Raw genomic sequence first — 15,054 nt, 5'->3', positions numbered from 1 at the left:
CACCAACGGTTCAGTGAGCCGGCGTACCATAAACGAGGAAAAAGACGACGCAAGGGTTCTTCCAAGGGTGCGGTGCGATAAAAACACGCGCGTTCCCTGGCGTTTGCCGCAATCCGGGGAGTCTCCAGGCCCGGGGAGCTGGTTTTTCATGAGCTCCCCCCAAGAACAGAATAATCACTTTTTCAAGACGACTTCTTAGGACCGTCGCCCAATCCATTCTGTTTCAACAATAATACAGCTTTGACTTAAGTTTGCCCCTTGGGGGCGGGTTTGCGGCCCGCCCCTCACGGGTGTTGCGCTCAGTGCACAGGCGTGGGCACGGGCGTGGGCACGGACGCGGCTCCGGCCCGGGCCAGGGCCTCCATGACCGCCGCTTCGCTCAAAAGCTCGGGCAGCACGATGCCGTCGGGGGCCCGGGGGCCGTACACGACATTGAAGGGAATGCCATAGCGCCCGAACGACGCCAGATAGGCGGCGATGACCGGATCGGGCCGGGTCCAGTCGGCCACCAGGCCGTCGAACGCGCCCCCCTTCAGCCCGTCGGCCACGGCGCCCCGGTCGAGCACGGTAATCTGGTTGACCCGGCACGTGGTGCACCACTCGGCGGTGACATCCACCAGCACCACCCGCCCGGCCTTGACCAGATCGGTCACGGCGACCGGCGACCACGGGCGCCACGGGCCTTCGAGCTTGGCGGCAAACGGCGCCGGTCCCAGGGCATCGGTGCGCAAGGGCACGATGACCACGGCCGCGATCACCGCCACGGCGCCCAGAGCCACGCCCGCGCGCGCGCGCGGCCAGCGGGCGCCCACGCCCATCAGGGCCAGCAACATGACCAGCAGGCCCGCCACCAGCCCGGCGGCGCCCAGGCCGGCCTGAACATGCAAGATACTGAGCAGCCAAAGGGCGGTGCCGGCCAGGGCCACCCCCAGGACCGCGCGCAGCGGCCCCATCCACGGCCCCGGGCGGGGCAACCAGGCCGCCAGGCGCGGCCACGCGGCCACCCCAAGATAGGGCAGGGCCATGCCCAGGCCCAGCAGCAGGAAAATCAAGGCGATCTCCAGGGGCCCGCGCGACAGGGCAAAGCCCACGGCGGTGCCCAGGAACGGCGCCGAGCACGGCGTGGCCAGAAGGGTGGCGAACGCACCGGTCAGGAAGGCGCCCGCCATCCCCCGGGCACCCTGGCCCACGCTGCCCAGGCGGGCGAGGAAGCCCGGCAGCGGGATGTGGAACAGCCCCCACAGGTTGGCGGCGAACACGGTGAGAAGCGCGGCCATGGCCGCCAGGAAGGCCGGCTGCTGGAACTGCAGGCCCCAGCCCACGACCGCCCCCGCGCTCTTCAGGGCAATGGCCACGCCGGCCAGGGCCAGGAAGCTGGTCACGATGCCGCCGGCGGTCGCCAGGAACGACAGGCGGGTGGCCAGGGGGGTGCGGGTGCCGTGGCCGATCAACCCCAGGATCTTGAGCGACAAAACGGGAAGCACGCACGGCATCAGGTTCAAGATCAGGCCGCCCAGCACGGCGAGCCCGGCCATGGTCAGAAGCGAGGCGTTGGCCGGGAGACCCTCTCCGGCGCCGGCGTCGGGCAGGGCAGGGGGAAGCACGCGCGCGGTGTCCACCGGGGCTTCGACGCCCCGCATGCCATCGGCCACGACCAGGGCCCGCAAGGGCTGCCCGGCGGGCCCGCTGCCGGGGACCGGCTTGGCGCGCAAGGTCGCCTCATGCCCGCCGTCGTGCACGCGGACCTCGGGGCGCAGGAAGGCCAGGCCTCCCGGCGAATCAAGGAACAGATCAGGCGCGCGCAGCGGCGGATCGGCCGTCACCCGCACCCGCACGGTGCCATCGGCCTCGATCCCGGCTTCGCGAACGCCGAGACCCTGCGAAACGCCCTCGCCCGGCACACGGGCAAGGGCGCGGGCCAGGGCCTGGGCGTGGGGCGAGGGCAGCGCGGGACCCGGCGGCACGATCAGCGAGAACGAGGCTTGTTCCGGCACGCAGATCTCGGCGCAGGTCAGGTAGTCCACCCGGGCCTGAAGCAAGAGGGGGTCGCCCGGGCGTTCCAGCACGGCCTCGATGGGCAGCAGCACGGGGCCCTTGTAGCCCACGGTTTCCAGGCCCTGGATCGAAAACCGCTCCGGCACCGGCCAGCGCAGAGCGGCCCGGGCCAGGTTTCCCGACCCGCTCCAGTCGATCGAGGGCGGGTAGCCGGCATCGCCGGGGCTGCGCCAGTAAATCTTCCAAGGCGGGGTCTGATCGACCTCCAGGCCCAGCACAAGGGTTTCGGCCTGGCCGGTTCCCAGAATGGCGCTGACCAGGCGCACCCGTCCTTGCGGCTTGTCCACCCAGGCGGACGCGCCGGGCTCCGGAACCTCGGCGAAGGCCAGGCCGGCCCAATGCGCGAAAAAAACAAGAAAAGCGCAAACCGCCTTGGGCGCGCGGGCGCATCCGCTTGCCATGCCAGCCTCTCCCTGCGAGGATCACGGGACGGCACTGTTGCCGTTCTCCTGTGAACGGCCTATCTAGCAGACATGACACCCAGGGTTCAAACACACGAGGGGTACCTGACCGGTCATTGCCTGGTGGCCATGCCGGGAATGGGGGATCCTCGCTTCGACGGCACCGTGATCTATCTGTGCACCCACTCGGCCGAAGGCGCGATGGGGCTGGTGATCAATCGCGGCCTCGACGACATTTCGTTCCCGGACATCGTCGGTCAGCTGGGCATCGACCCCACCCCCCAGTGCGATCTGGTCCGGGTGCAGTTCGGGGGACCGGTGGACATGGGGCGGGGCTTCGTGCTGCACACCCGCGATTACCACAACGAAGGCACCATGGCCGTCGACGACAGCGTCGCCTTGACCGCGACCCTGGATGTCCTGAAGGCGATCGCCGCCGGCTGCGGCCCCCACCGGCTGCTGATGGCCCTGGGATACGCGGGATGGAGCCCCGGCCAGCTTGATATCGAGCTGCGCGAAAACGCCTGGCTGACCGTGCCCGCCGACCGGCATTTGCTGTTCGAGGTCGCCCTGGAAGAAAAATACGCCGCCGCCATCGGCCTGCTGGGCATTGATCCCCGCCTGCTGTCCGAAAACATGGGCCACGCCTGACCCGTTCCAAACGAACGAAGCGGCCTTGGCGGCCGGCGGCTCAGGAAAGCGGGCGCGGACCCGACGCGGCCGGAAGGGTCACGGTCACGGTGGTGCCAACGCCCAGGCTGCTTTTCACCGACAGCAAACGCCCCCGCCGGTCGTCGCCCAGGGTTTCGGCGCCGGTGCCGTTGCCGTTGTCCTCCACGGTCAGGATGGCGTTGCCCTCCTCGACCCGGCCGCCGATGCTGATTCGCAGCGGGCGATCGGGCACCGCCGCGTGCAAGGCGGTGCCGACCAGGGTTTGCAACAGATCCTCCAGCCACGGACGCGCGCACACCACCATGGGCAACACGCCGCTGCGAATGTCGGCGCCGGTTTCGTGGATCCGGTCGGCCAGGGCTTCCAGGGCGCTGGCCAGAACCTCGTTCGCGTCCAGGGGCCCCTCGGGCGCCGCCGGGCGCCGGGGCGGCGAGGGCGGGGGCACGGGAACGGGCACGGGAACGTCGTCGTCGTCCGGAGGAAGGGCGGCCGACTCCGCCGGCTTGGGCGACTCCGCCGGGCTGGCGGGCAGGGCCGGGGCACGCGGCGCGTCGGGGGAAGGGACCCGGGCCCGCGACGCGCTGACCGAGAGCCGGGCCGCGGGCGCGGGGGCAACCGGGGCCGGGGCGGGAGCCGGGGCCAGGGCCCCCTCCTCCTCCAGGCGGATCAGCCCCAGGCCCGACGCGATGGGGTGGCGCACCAGGCGGGTTCGCCGGGTCCGGCCATCGTCGGCGGTCCAGGCCAGGATGCGCCCCTCGGTGCCGGCGGCGAATTCATCCACGGTGGTGTCGGGGCCGGAAACGGGGGCGGGCTGGGTCAGGGCCTCGGTCACCGCCGCATGCAGCGCATCGGGCAAGGCGCCATAGGCGCGGTTGATGGCCAGGCGTCGTCCCTGGGCGCTGGTCAGGGCCAGGGGCTGGTCGAAGGCGTCCATGACGGCGGTTCGGATCCTGGTCTGCAAGGCCAGGGCCCGGGTCCGTCGCCTGGCCTCGCGCCGGGCCGTGGTCGCCTGCCCGGCCAGGCGCGCGGCAAGCCCGGTCAGGAGGCCCAGCACCAGCGTCGCGACGACGCCCACGGCCACGAGCGGCGGCCAGACGCCCGTCGCGGGGATGGCCCAGATCACCAGGGCGTCGACGGCGACAATGGCGCCCGCGCCCAGAACGATGAGGCCGGCTTGCCCCGTCTCACGAAGGTCGGTCATCGGGATACGCCTTTCCTTGCCGCGCTGCCCGGCGTGCGGGCCGAATTCCTGCGGCAGGATCGGGCAGGGCGGGCCGGGCCGTCAAGGGCGGCCGGGCGGCGTGCCCCCCCTGGAAGTGGAAGATCACCTTTACCATATCGACGGGATATCCGCCTTTGGTCTAGACCCTCCAGGGAGGACGGACACATGACATCTGTTCGGGCCATGCATGCCGCCAACGACAACAAGCTCGCCCCGACCGACCGGCTCCCGCTTGCCCCGGGGACGCCTCCCCCGCTCCCGAGCTTCCTGAACAGCGCGGCCTCAAGGCCGCCGGCCCTGGACAGCGCGGCCCCAAGGCCGCTGGCCCTGGACAGCGCGGCCCCAAGGCCGCCGGCGGACGGCTCGGCCCTGGGGCCGCTGGCCGAGTTGCAAGAAGCGGTGGAGGGACTTCTGGGCGCGCTGGATCAGCAGATGGACGTGCTCAACACCCTGTGCGGCTCGTGGAGCGAACTGGAAGAGGCCCTGGGCCGCTGCGACGAAGGCCTGGACGTGCTGCGCGCCAGCTTGAGAACGACCACCGGGAAGCCGTTCTCCCCGGGGCCCACCTTGCGCGTGGTTGCCTCCGCTCCCCCGATCGCGCCCGGCGCGGGCCTGCCAGAGGCCTGAAAAAGGCCTCCCCTCTCCAGGGCAAGGCGGGCCCGGGACCAAGCCCGGGACAAGGCGGGTCGGCCGGAAACCGGCCGTCCCGGCGCGCGGTCGCCGTTATCGGGACGGCTTGCGCAAGATGACGTGGCGGTGCAGCGGGCGAAAACGGGCCAGCTGCTCGGGCAGCAGGGCTTCCACCGCCTGGGGCTCGATGCCCAGATCCCCCAGCCCCGGCAAGGTGCCCGACAAAACGTTGTCGGTTTCCATCAACGCGACCTGATCCAAGGTGATCAGGGGATTGGGCAAACGCCCCAGCACCAGGGCCTGAAGGCGCGCGGCCGAGAACGGCAGGCGGATCACCCGGACCGGACGGCGGGTTTCGCGCGCGACCAGCTCCATGATCTCCTTCATCGAATACACCCCGGGCCCGCCCAGTTCGTGGACGCGCCCGCGCAAGCCGGGCTCTTCCAGCAGACGGACCATCGCCGCGACCACGTCGCCCACGTACACCGGCTGGAAACGCGGGCTGCCGGTGGCGCCCCGGTCGAAATAGGGGAGCACCGGCGAAAAGCGCGTCATGCCCGCGAACAGGTTGAAAAACTTGTCGTCGGGACCAAAAACAACACTGGGGCGAATAATGGCGGCGGTGGGGAACGCGGACCGCACCAGGGATTCGCCCTGGGCCTTGGTGCGGGCGTACTCGGCCTTGCCGTTGTCGTCGGCTCCCAGCGCCGACATGTGCACCAGGGCGCTGGCGCCGGCCTCGGCGGCGGCGCGGGCCACCGTGGCCGCCCCTTGCGCGTGGATGGCCTCGAACGTGTTGCGCCCGCTTTCGGCCAGGATGCCCACCAGATTGACCACCGCGTCGGCGCCCTCGACGGCACGGCGCACCGAGTCCGGATGCGTGATCGAGGCCACCACCGGGGCGATCTGCCCCACCGCGCCCAGGGGCTTCAGGGGATGGGCCCGTTCGACATCGCGCACCGCAACGCGTACCCGCGCGCCACGTCCGGCCAGGGCCCCAACCAGGGGCCGCCCGATTGCCCCGGTGCCCCCGAAGACCGTAATGACCCGTCCGTGCATGTCCATGGACCCCATCTCCTCATGATCGCGTGGCTGATCGTCTGATCCGCGCGTGTTGCGGGCGCCGTCGGCGACGGGGGGGGAGACGAAGGCGCGCACCCCACGACCCGCGCGTTGGTGGTTTTATCCCCCCCAGAGGTGAGGGAAAACCCCCCGGGATGCAAGACTTCGGACGCCCGGGCCGCGCGCGAAGCCCCGGTTTGCCGGAGTCCGGGGGGGACCGCGAAAAAAAGACAAGACCGCGTCATTTTCCCTTTGACACCCGGCCGGCCCGGCTATACACAGTCGCTCCCTGCCGAACGAAGCAGCCTGAGCCCAGGTGGCGGAATTGGTAGACGCGCAGGTTTCAGGTACCTGTGGCCGAAAGGCCGTGGAAGTTCGAGTCTTCTCCTGGGCACCATCACCGATCCTTCGGGGTCACTTCGGTGGTTTACAAGAAATGCTTCGTTTCAGGGCGACGCCCGCCGGTCCGACTGCCGCCAGTTGGACATAAGCCGGTCTCGGTGTTGCAAGGTTTTCGACACCTCGTTTGAAACGAGGGTCTGGTGTGCCCAGGTGGCGGAATTGGTAGACGCGCAGGTTTCAGGTACCTGTGGCCGAAAGGCCGTGGAAGTTCGAGTCTTCTCCTGGGCACCACTCTTCGATATTCTCCCCGCGCCGCAGGCACCATGGCCGGCCGCTGACCCTTCGGGTCTAAGGGGGATCCGCTGACCTTCCGGGTCAAGGAGATCCTCTGACCTTTCAGGTCGAGGGGGATCAGGGCATGGCGCCGGCGACTGTCGCCCGCCTTTTCGTTCCCTTTCCCCACCGGACTGTTTCCCATGAGCCCCGCGCCGACCATCCATCTCCACAAAGGCGACCTGCCCGAGGGTCTGTCCTTCCCCAACGGCATTGCCGTCGATACGGAAACCATGGGGTTGCGCGTTTCGCGCGACCGGCTTTGCGTTGTGCAGGTCTCGGGGGGTGATAACACCGCCCATGTCGTCCAGATCCTGCCGGGAGAGGACGCGCCCGTGCTGCGGAGCATCCTGGGCAGCCACGGCGTGCAGAAGATCATGCACTACGGCCGCTTCGACATCGCCACGTTGCAGTACTGGCTGGGCGTGCTGTGCGAACCGGTCTACTGCACCAAGATCGCAAGCAAGCTGTGCCGGACCAGCGCCGAAAGCCACAGCCTGAAAACCCTGTGCAAGGAACTGCTGGGAATCGAGCTGTCCAAGCAGCAGCAGACCAGCGACTGGGGCGCGCCCGAGCTGAGCGCGGAACAGATCAGCTACGCGGCCAGCGATGTTCTTTACCTGCATGCCCTGAAGGAGCGCCTCGACGCGCTGCTGGTCCGGGAGGGGCGGACGGCCCTGGCGGCCGGGTGCTTCCGTTTCCTGCCCACGCGCTCGCTGCTGGATCTCTCGGGCTGGGACGACCCGGACCTGTTCGCCCACTGACCCCCGCGACGACGGGTCGGCGTTTTTCCCGGGGTCCTGGCGGGGCCCGTCGACCGCCCTGGGGCACCGTGCGTTGACCCGAGGGCGCGCCCCCCCCATACTCGGCCGGGGCGCGCCGTCTTGTTCCCTTGGGCCTGTTCCCTTGGGCCTGTTCCCTTGGGCCTGTTCCCTTGGGCCTGTTCCCTTGGGCCTGTTCCCTTGGGGCAGGCCGGTCCGACGGGGGGCCCGCGTGCCCCGAAACCCCGACCCCTTGCAGCGTGAAGCGCCCGTGATGTCCCCTGATTGCTCGTTGTCCGCCATCCATCCGGTTCCGCCCGCACGGGATTCCCTGCCGTCGGAACGGCCGTCGGTCGCCGATTCCCTGGCCGTGGGCCGCCGGGTGCTGGAAATCGAATCCGCCGCCGTGGCGCTGGTCGCCGCCGGGCTCGACCAGGCGTTCGGGGCGGCCGTGGCCCTGCTCGCCGCCGAACCGGGCAAGGTGATCGTGTCGGGCATGGGCAAGAGCGGCCACGTCGGGCGCAAGATGGCCGCCACCCTGGCCTCGACCGGAACCCCGGCCTTTTTCGTGCACCCGGGCGAGGCCAGCCACGGCGACCTGGGCATGATCGGCCCCGGCGACGCGGTGATTGCCTTGTCGAACTCGGGCGAAACCAGCGAACTCGCCGACCTGGTGGCCTACACGCGGCGCATGGCGATTCCCCTGGTGACGATCACCGGCCATCATCCTTCCACCTTGTCCGAGGCGGCGGACGTGGCCCTGGTCCTGCCCCCCCTGGCCGAGGCCTGCCCGCATGGCCTGGCGCCGACCACCTCGACCACCGCCATGATGGCCCTGGGCGATGCCCTGGCCGTGGCGCTGCTGGAGTGGCGGGGCTTCACCGCCAGCGATTTTCGCTTGTTCCATCCTGGCGGACGCCTGGGGCGGGTCCTGCTGCGGGTGGCCGACCTGATGCACACCGAAGCCCAGTTGCCCCTGGTTTCCCCCGACACGCCGATGGCCGACGCGGTGGTGGAGATCAGCGCCAAAAGCCTGGGCTGCGCCGGGGTGATCGATGCCCAGGGCCGGCTTCTGGGCATCATCACCGACGGCGACTTGCGCCGGCACATGGCGGCCGACCTGCTGGCCCTGCCGGCCCGCGCGGTGATGACGCCGCGCCCCAAGACCACGGCGCCCGGCACCTTGGCGGTCGAGGCCCTGGGCGTGATGAACCGAAGCGCGATCACCGGCCTGTTCGCGGTCGACGAAACCGGGCGGGCGGTCGGTTTCCTGCACATGCATGACTGCCTGCGAGCGGGGCTTGCATGAGCGGCCCGGGGCCCGTGGTCATGGTTCCGGACCCCGAATCCCTTCCCTTGCGCGTGCGCAGCGCGGCGGTGCCGGCCCGCTACGGCCGCTTCGTCGCCAGCATGAAACTGCTGTTGCCCGGTCTTGCCACCATCACCTTGGGGGTGCTGGTGGCGTGGCCGTGGATCAACGATCACACGGCGGGGCTGGCCTTGGGTTTTGCCACCTTCGACCCGCGCAGCGCCGATTTCAGCAGCATCCTCAACCCCCGCTACATGGGGACGGATCGCGACAACAACCCTTATGTCGTGACCGCCGACACCGCCACCGACCTGGGGTCGGGGGACGGGCGGTTGCGACTGATCAACCCGAAGGGCGATCTTCTTCAGGCGTCCGGGCGCTGGCTGTCGCTGAGCAGCGACGTAGGCTATCTGACCAACACGAATCAACACGTCGAATTGGAAAGCAACGTGCTGTTTTATCGGGACGACGGGCTGCAGTTTCGCACTCAATCCGCGATGATCGAACTCGATAAAAATCGCGCCTACGGCAACGACCCGGTCCAGGGCGAGGGACCGGATTACGATATCGTTTCCGAGGGATTCGCGATCGAGGAAGGCGGCGAGCGCATCGTGTTTAGCGGGCACGCCCGCTTGCTGCTGCACGAAAGCAGCGCGGGCGGCGGGGGCGGCCTGCTGCCTGGCGCGCCGGCCCCGGCCCCGACACCGGTTCCGAAACCCAAGCCCGAAACCGCGGGAAAGGGACGGCCATGAGCACGCCCCGCCGCGCACGACACACTCCTGTTGCCGGACTCGCGGGCCTGGCGTGGGGCCTCGCGGTGGCCCTGGCCCCCGCCTGGGGCCAGGCCCCCCAGCCCGCCGAAGGCGGCGACGGACCGCTGGAAGTGCAGGCCGACGACGGGATCGAATGGCACCGGGCCGAGGGCCTGTACATCGCGCGCGGCAACGCCTCGGCGGTGCAAGGCGACCGCAAGGTTTTCGCCGATCGCCTGATCGCGCGCTACCACCCGGGGCAAAACGACGACACGTCGGGGGCGCAAGCCCAGGAAGGAGGCGAGGGCGGGGGATCGGCGATCTACCGCATGGAGGCGGTGGGGCACGCGCGCATCGTGATGCCCGACCAGACAATTCATGGCGACCACGCGGTGCGCGACCTGGAACGACGCGTGATCTGGGTCACCGGCGGCCCGCCGCGCCTGGAAACCCCCACGCAGGTGGTCACGGCGCAAGACAGCCTGGAATACTGGGAAGACCGCTCGCTGGCGGTGGCGCGCGGCCGGGCGCTGGCCCGGCAGGTGGAAAGCGGGCGCACCATCCAGGCCGACGTGCTGACCGCGCGCTTTCCCGATCGGTCGCAGCCGCAACCCCGGCCGGCTCCGGCCAAGGGGCGGACCGCCAAGGGGGCGGCGCCGGGCGCGGAAGGCTCCGGGATCCAGTTCATGACCGCCAAGGGTAACGTCGAGGTCGTGACCGAAACCGAGGTGATCCGGGGCGACGAGGCCACTTACGACCCCAACACCGGGCTGGCGACTCTCGTGGGGAACGTGCGCATCACCACGCAAGGCGGCGAGCAACTGACGGGATCGCGGGCCAACGTCAACATGAAAACCGGGGTCAGCCGTCTGTTCAGCGAGGGAGGCGGACGCGCGCGGGCCTTGTTCAACACCTCAGGGGGGGGTACTCCTGGGGGCGGAGGACCGGGCCAATCCAAGGGGGGGGCGGAGAACAAGCCATGACCAAGCGCCAGGCGGCACAACAAGGCGGGACGGAGCCCACCGGGGCGGACGAGGAACCGGCCGCCCACCCCGAGCCGGTGCTGGGTCTGGTCGCCCACGGGCTGGGCAAGCGCTATCGCAAGCGCCGGGTGCTGCGCGACGTGTCGGTTTCGGTGCGCCGGGGCGAGGCGGTGGGCCTCCTGGGCCCCAACGGCGCGGGCAAGACCACCTGTTTTTATTGCCTGACCGGGCTGGTCCGCCCCGACGACGGCGTGGTTTACCTGGATGGACGCGACGTCACCCGGCTGCCCATGTACCAGCGCGCCCGGCTGGGGGTGGGCTACCTGCCGCAGGAAGCCTCGGTGTTTCGCGGCCTCACCGTCGAGGAAAACATCCGTGGCATTCTGGAGGTGGTGGAACGCGATCCCGAGGTCCGGCGCGCCGATCTGGAAGCCCTGCTCACCGAGTTCAGCATTTCGCATCTGCGTCATACGTCGTCGCTGGCCCTGTCGGGCGGCGAGCGCCGGCGCACCGAAATCGCCCGCGCCCTGGCCGCGCGTCCGGCCTTCGTGCTGCTGGACGAACCCTTGGCTGGTATTGACCCGATCGCGGTCGGGGAAATCCGTGACCTGGTTTCCCATCTCAAGGACCGGGGCCTCGGCGTTTTGATCACCGACCACAATGTTCGCGAAACCCTGGAGATCGTCGATCGCGCCTATATCCTTCACGAGGGCACGGTGATGATGGAGGGGCGTCCCTCCGAGATCGTCGCCCATGAAGGGGTGCGCCGCGTCTACCTTGGCGACCGGTTCAGCTTGTGAGCAAGGATCGGCCCCATGGTGATGTCTCCCCGCCTTGACCTGAGGCAATCCCAAACCCTCGTCATGACGCCGCAGTTGCAGCAGGCGATCAAGCTGCTGCAACTGTCCAACCTGGACCTGGCGGCCTACGTGGACCAGGAGCTGGAACGCAATCCGCTTTTGGAGCGCTCGGACGCCGAGCCGGCCACGCAGCCGGTCGAACGCCCCGAGGAACGCCCGGACGGCGCCGAAACCGTGCTTTTGGATCTGACCCCGGGTTCCGTCGACGAAGCCCCGGTCGATCAGGATTTCAACACCGCCCGCGACGAGGACGGACCCGCCACCAGTGGCTGGGAGGAAGCGGCCGAGGGAGGGTTCGCCACCGCGTCCCCCTGGGGGCCGGGCGGCGAGGGCGGCGCGTTCGAGGGCGAGGATCCGCTGGAGCGGCTGGCCGCCGACGGCCCCACCTTGCGCGAGCACATCGAGGCCCAGATCGTCCTTGATCTGCCCGCGCCCGCCGATCGCCTGATTGCCGCGCACCTTCTGGGCATGCTCGACGACGCCGGCTACCTGATCGGAACCACCGCCGAGGCCGCCACCGCCCTGGGCTGCGCGCAAGAGGAGGTGGAGCGGGTGCTGGGCCGGCTTCAGGCCATGGATCCGCCGGGCCTGTTCGCGCGTTCGCTGCGCGAATGCCTGGCGCTGCAACTGGCCGATCGCAACCGGCTGGATCCGGCGATGGTGGCGTTGCTCGATCATCTGGACGTTCTGGCGCGGCGCGATCTCGCGAGCCTGCGCGGCCTGTGCGGAGTCGATGCCGAGGATCTGGCCGAGATGATCGCCGAGATCCGGGCGCTTGATCCCAAGCCCGCCCTTCGCTTCGAGCACGGCCTGGTTCAGACCCTGGTGCCCGACGTGCTGATGCGCCCCGACCCGGCCGGGGGCTGGCTGGTGGAGCTGAACACCGAAACCTTGCCCAAGGTGCTGGTGAACAACCGCTATCACGCGCGCCTGGCCAAGGGGGGCGGGCGCGAGGTCAAGACCTACCTCGCCGAAACGCTGGCCTCGGCCAACTGGCTGGTCAAGGCCCTGGACCAGCGGGCCAACACCATCTTGAAAGTGGCGGTCGAGATCGTGCGCCAGCAAGACGCCTTTTTCGCCCACGGAATCCGCCATCTGAAGCCGTTGATCCTGCGCGACATCGCCGAGGCGATCGAGATGCACGAAAGCACGGTCAGCCGCGTGACCAGCAACAAGACCCTGGCCAGCCCGCGCGGTATTTTCGAATTGAAGTATTTCTTTACCCAATCCGTCGGCGGCGGGGCAAATGGAGAGGGCCATTCCGCCGAGGCCGTGCGCCACCGCATCAAGACCCTGATCGACGAGGAACGCGCCGAGGCGGTGTTGTCCGACGACCGGATCGTGGAAATCCTGAAGGAAGAAGGCATCGACATTGCCCGGCGCACGGTGGCCAAGTATCGGGAAAGCATGAAAATCCCCTCGTCGGTCCAGCGCCGCCGCGCCAAGATGAATCCCTCTTTCTAGAGCCTGCCCGTTTCATCTTGAAGCAGACAGAATCCAGTTCCCTTTATTCGAGTTTGTCTTTTCAGGAAAAGCGGTGCCCCCTTTTTTCTGACAAACTCTCGCCTGCTCCCGGGGGTCCGCGAAGGGCAGGCGGGAACCGGAGGGCGCCGGAAAGGACCGGGGGACCGAGATCAAACCAGAATCGCCCTGGATTTTGTTCTTCCTGTCCATCCCCCCCAAGCAAAACCCGATAGTCGGGAAAAGAAAATCCACGCCCAAGGTTTTGTCGTATTACTCTAATGCACCTTGACAGGCCGGAGCGTGGCCCCTATTGTCCGACGCCTGCGACGGTAGGACCAGCAAGGCCCCTTTCGCAGACCGTGGGGCTGAGCGCCTCCAGCACCAGGAGGGGCCTTAGATGCTTTTTCCTTGATGCCTTGGAGACGAGTGCCCCGAAATCGGATCCTCGTACAGCCTGACGTGGGGTCGGTCCGGAACATCGATCCGGGCCCGTTCGTCGGCGCCGTTTGAGGGAAGGCGGCTCGACCCCGGTTTTTCCGGTGTCGCTCAGGCCCCGCCCGCTCTGACGCCGGGCCGGGTCGTGGTCTGGACGGTCACGGACTTCCGGATCCCCGGGAGCGGGGCCGCAAGAGGAAATCGCATGGAAATCAGCAACCTCATCACGCCGGACAGCATTCTCCCCAATTTGCGGGTCAGCAGCAAGAAACAGGCGCTCCAGGAACTGGCCAAGCGGGCGGCGGACCTGACGGAGCAGCACGAGCGCGCGATTTTCGACGTTTTGCTGGAGCGCGAACGACTGGGCACGACCGGGGTGGGGAACGGCATCGCCATTCCCCACGGCAAGCTGCCCTCGCTCAACGGCCTTTATGGTTTGTTCGCGCGGCTGGTCGAGCCCATCGATTTTGATTCCATCGATGATCAGCCCGTTGACCTGATCTTCCTGTTGCTGGCCCCCGAATCCGCCGGGGCCGACCACCTGAAGGCGCTCGCCCGGGTTTCGCGACTGCTGCGCGATCGCTCGATCTGCGAAAAATTGCGCGGCGCCACCACGGCCGACGCCCTGTACACCTTGCTTTCCCAATCCCAGGCCACCCAGGCCGCCTAGGCGACATCCCGACGCCTGCCTCCCCTCGCGGGGAACCGGCGGCGTCGGGAAAAGCCAAGGGCACGGGCGGGGTGCCTGCGCACCCCGGCGGCTGGCTTGCGCGCGCCTTTTTCGTTTTTCGGAACTCCCATGACCGACACGCTCCTGTCTTCCCGCGTGCGGGCCAGCCTTGTCTTGCTTCTGGTCGCGTTCATCTGGGGCACCACCTTCGTGGCTCAGAAGACGGCGTTCACCGGAGGCGACGAGGATGGATCGCCCCTGGGCCCCCTGACCTTCACCGGCCTGCGCTTCTTGCTGGGCGCCCTGGTCGTGCTGCCGTTCGCCCGGCGCGAAACGCGCGGCCTGGGCGGCATCCCCGCCTCGGCCACCACCTTGGCCGCGTTCGCCCTGGTGGGGGGTGTGCTGTTCACCGCCTCGATCACCCAGCAGGTGGGAATCCTGGGGACCTCGGTCACCAATTCCGGTTTCCTGACCGCGTTGTACGTGCCGCTGGTCCCCCTGATCTGCCTGGCGGTGTTCCGCCAGCCGGTGCGCTGGATGGTGTGGCCCGGGGTGGTGGGCGGCCTTGCCGGATCGTGGTTCCTGACCGGTGGCCTGAGTGGCAGCGTTTCGCTGTCGGCCGGCGACGGGTGGGTTGTGCTGTCCTCGCTGTTCTGGGCCTTGCACGTCATCGCGGTGGGAATCCTGGTCACGCGCACCCATCGCCCGCTGACCCTGGCCGTCACCCAGTTCCTGGCCTGCGGCACCCTGGCCCTGGCCGCCGCCCTGGTGTTTGAAACCCCCACCGTGAGCGCGATTTCCGGCGCCATCGGGGAAATTCTGTACGCCGGCCTGCTGTCGGTGGGTGTCGCCTATACCTTGCAAGGGGTCGCCCAACGCCATACCCCCGCCCCGGCGGCCGCCCTCATCATGTCCACCGAAACCCTGTTCGCCGCCCTGGCCGGGGCGGTGGTGCTGGGCGAACGCCTGAACGGATCGCAGTGGGTGGGGGCCTCGCTGATCCTCGCCAGCATCCTGATCGTTGAACTGGGGGCCGCCCTGGGCGCGCGCCGCCAGCGTGGCACGCCCCGGTCGCAAGCCCTGGCGCGCTAGAGTAATCCGAG

Annotated in this window: 13 protein-coding genes and 2 tRNA genes; 12 read left to right on the top strand and 3 right to left on the bottom strand. The window is 68.9% G+C overall.

Annotation, left to right across the window (positions count from 1 at the left end):
• Nucleotides 1–299 precede the first annotated feature (299 nt).
• Nucleotides 300–2,456, bottom strand: a complete 2,157-nt coding sequence (locus ROR02_RS08450; protein ID WP_147163582.1) for a protein-disulfide reductase DsbD family protein — start codon at nt 2,454–2,456, stop codon at nt 300–302.
• Between the two features lie 72 nt (nt 2,457–2,528).
• Between ROR02_RS08450 and ROR02_RS08445 the strand changes: the two genes are divergently transcribed.
• Nucleotides 2,529–3,107 carry a YqgE/AlgH family protein gene (locus ROR02_RS08445; protein WP_147163581.1) on the top strand — a complete coding sequence of 193 codons (579 nt, stop codon included), beginning with the start codon at nt 2,529–2,531 and terminating at the stop codon, nt 3,105–3,107.
• A gap of 40 nt (nt 3,108–3,147) precedes the next feature.
• On the opposite strand, the gene ROR02_RS16590 is transcribed toward ROR02_RS08445, so the two are convergent.
• Nucleotides 3,148–4,329 carry a phytochrome family protein gene (locus tag ROR02_RS16590; protein WP_170245031.1) on the bottom strand — a complete coding sequence of 394 codons (1,182 nt, stop codon included), beginning with the start codon at nt 4,327–4,329 and terminating at the stop codon, nt 3,148–3,150.
• 186 nt (nt 4,330–4,515) lie between these two features.
• On the opposite strand from ROR02_RS16590, the gene ROR02_RS08435 reads away from it, so the two are divergent.
• Nucleotides 4,516–4,977 carry a hypothetical protein gene (locus tag ROR02_RS08435; RefSeq protein ID WP_147163580.1) on the top strand — a complete coding sequence of 154 codons (462 nt, stop codon included), beginning with the start codon at nt 4,516–4,518 and terminating at the stop codon, nt 4,975–4,977.
• Between the two features lie 96 nt (nt 4,978–5,073).
• Here the strand turns inward: ROR02_RS08435 and ROR02_RS08430 are convergent, their stop codons facing one another.
• Nucleotides 5,074–6,045, bottom strand: a complete 972-nt coding sequence (locus ROR02_RS08430) for a complex I NDUFA9 subunit family protein (RefSeq protein WP_307725147.1) — start codon at nt 6,043–6,045, stop codon at nt 5,074–5,076.
• A gap of 307 nt (nt 6,046–6,352) precedes the next feature.
• Here ROR02_RS08430 and ROR02_RS08425 point away from each other — a divergent pair.
• From ROR02_RS08425 to ROR02_RS08380, 10 genes are all read left to right on the top strand, one after another.
• Nucleotides 6,353–6,439 (top strand) — tRNA-Leu (locus ROR02_RS08425).
• Between the two features lie 149 nt (nt 6,440–6,588).
• Nucleotides 6,589–6,675: transfer RNA gene (locus ROR02_RS08420), tRNA-Leu, on the top strand.
• Nucleotides 6,676–6,860: 185 nt separating this feature from the next.
• Nucleotides 6,861–7,481 carry a ribonuclease D gene (locus ROR02_RS08415; protein WP_147163579.1) on the top strand — a complete coding sequence of 207 codons (621 nt, stop codon included), beginning with the start codon at nt 6,861–6,863 and terminating at the stop codon, nt 7,479–7,481.
• 271 nt (nt 7,482–7,752) lie between these two features.
• Nucleotides 7,753–8,787: a KpsF/GutQ family sugar-phosphate isomerase gene (locus ROR02_RS08410; protein WP_147163603.1), complete on the top strand. Its 1,035-nt coding sequence runs from the start codon at nt 7,753–7,755 to the stop codon at nt 8,785–8,787.
• A complete protein-coding gene (gene lptC / locus ROR02_RS08405; protein WP_246135466.1) occupies nt 8,784–9,539 on the top strand; it encodes an LPS export ABC transporter periplasmic protein LptC in 756 nt (251 codons plus the stop codon). Before ROR02_RS08410 ends, lptC begins: the two co-directional genes overlap by 4 nt.
• Entirely contained in the window at nt 9,536–10,522 is a 987-nt protein-coding gene (locus ROR02_RS08400; RefSeq protein WP_147163578.1) for an LptA/OstA family protein, read from the top strand. The genes lptC and ROR02_RS08400 overlap by 4 nt, the downstream gene beginning before the upstream one ends.
• The gene (gene lptB / locus ROR02_RS08395; RefSeq protein WP_246135465.1) at nt 10,519–11,322 is read left to right on the top strand and encodes an LPS export ABC transporter ATP-binding protein; all 804 of its coding nucleotides are present in this window, start codon (nt 10,519–10,521) and stop codon (nt 11,320–11,322) included. The genes ROR02_RS08400 and lptB overlap by 4 nt, the downstream gene beginning before the upstream one ends.
• A 15-nt stretch (nt 11,323–11,337) precedes the next feature.
• The gene (gene rpoN, locus ROR02_RS08390) at nt 11,338–12,846 is read left to right on the top strand and encodes an RNA polymerase factor sigma-54 (RefSeq protein WP_147163577.1); all 1,509 of its coding nucleotides are present in this window, start codon (nt 11,338–11,340) and stop codon (nt 12,844–12,846) included.
• Between the two features lie 640 nt (nt 12,847–13,486).
• Complete coding sequence (gene ptsN / locus ROR02_RS08385; protein WP_147163576.1) at nt 13,487–13,951, top strand: PTS IIA-like nitrogen regulatory protein PtsN; 465 nt, start codon at nt 13,487–13,489, stop codon at nt 13,949–13,951.
• Nucleotides 13,952–14,080: 129 nt separating this feature from the next.
• Nucleotides 14,081–15,043 carry a DMT family transporter gene (locus ROR02_RS08380; RefSeq protein ID WP_147163575.1) on the top strand — a complete coding sequence of 321 codons (963 nt, stop codon included), beginning with the start codon at nt 14,081–14,083 and terminating at the stop codon, nt 15,041–15,043.
• Nucleotides 15,044–15,054 lie beyond the last annotated feature (11 nt).

The sequence above is a fragment of the Pararhodospirillum oryzae genome, assembly GCF_007992075.1.
Taxonomy (GTDB): domain Bacteria; phylum Pseudomonadota; class Alphaproteobacteria; order Rhodospirillales; family Rhodospirillaceae; genus Pararhodospirillum; species Pararhodospirillum oryzae.
The sequence above is the reverse complement of the archived record's forward strand: the minus strand, read 5'-3'. Positions and strand labels throughout refer to the sequence as shown.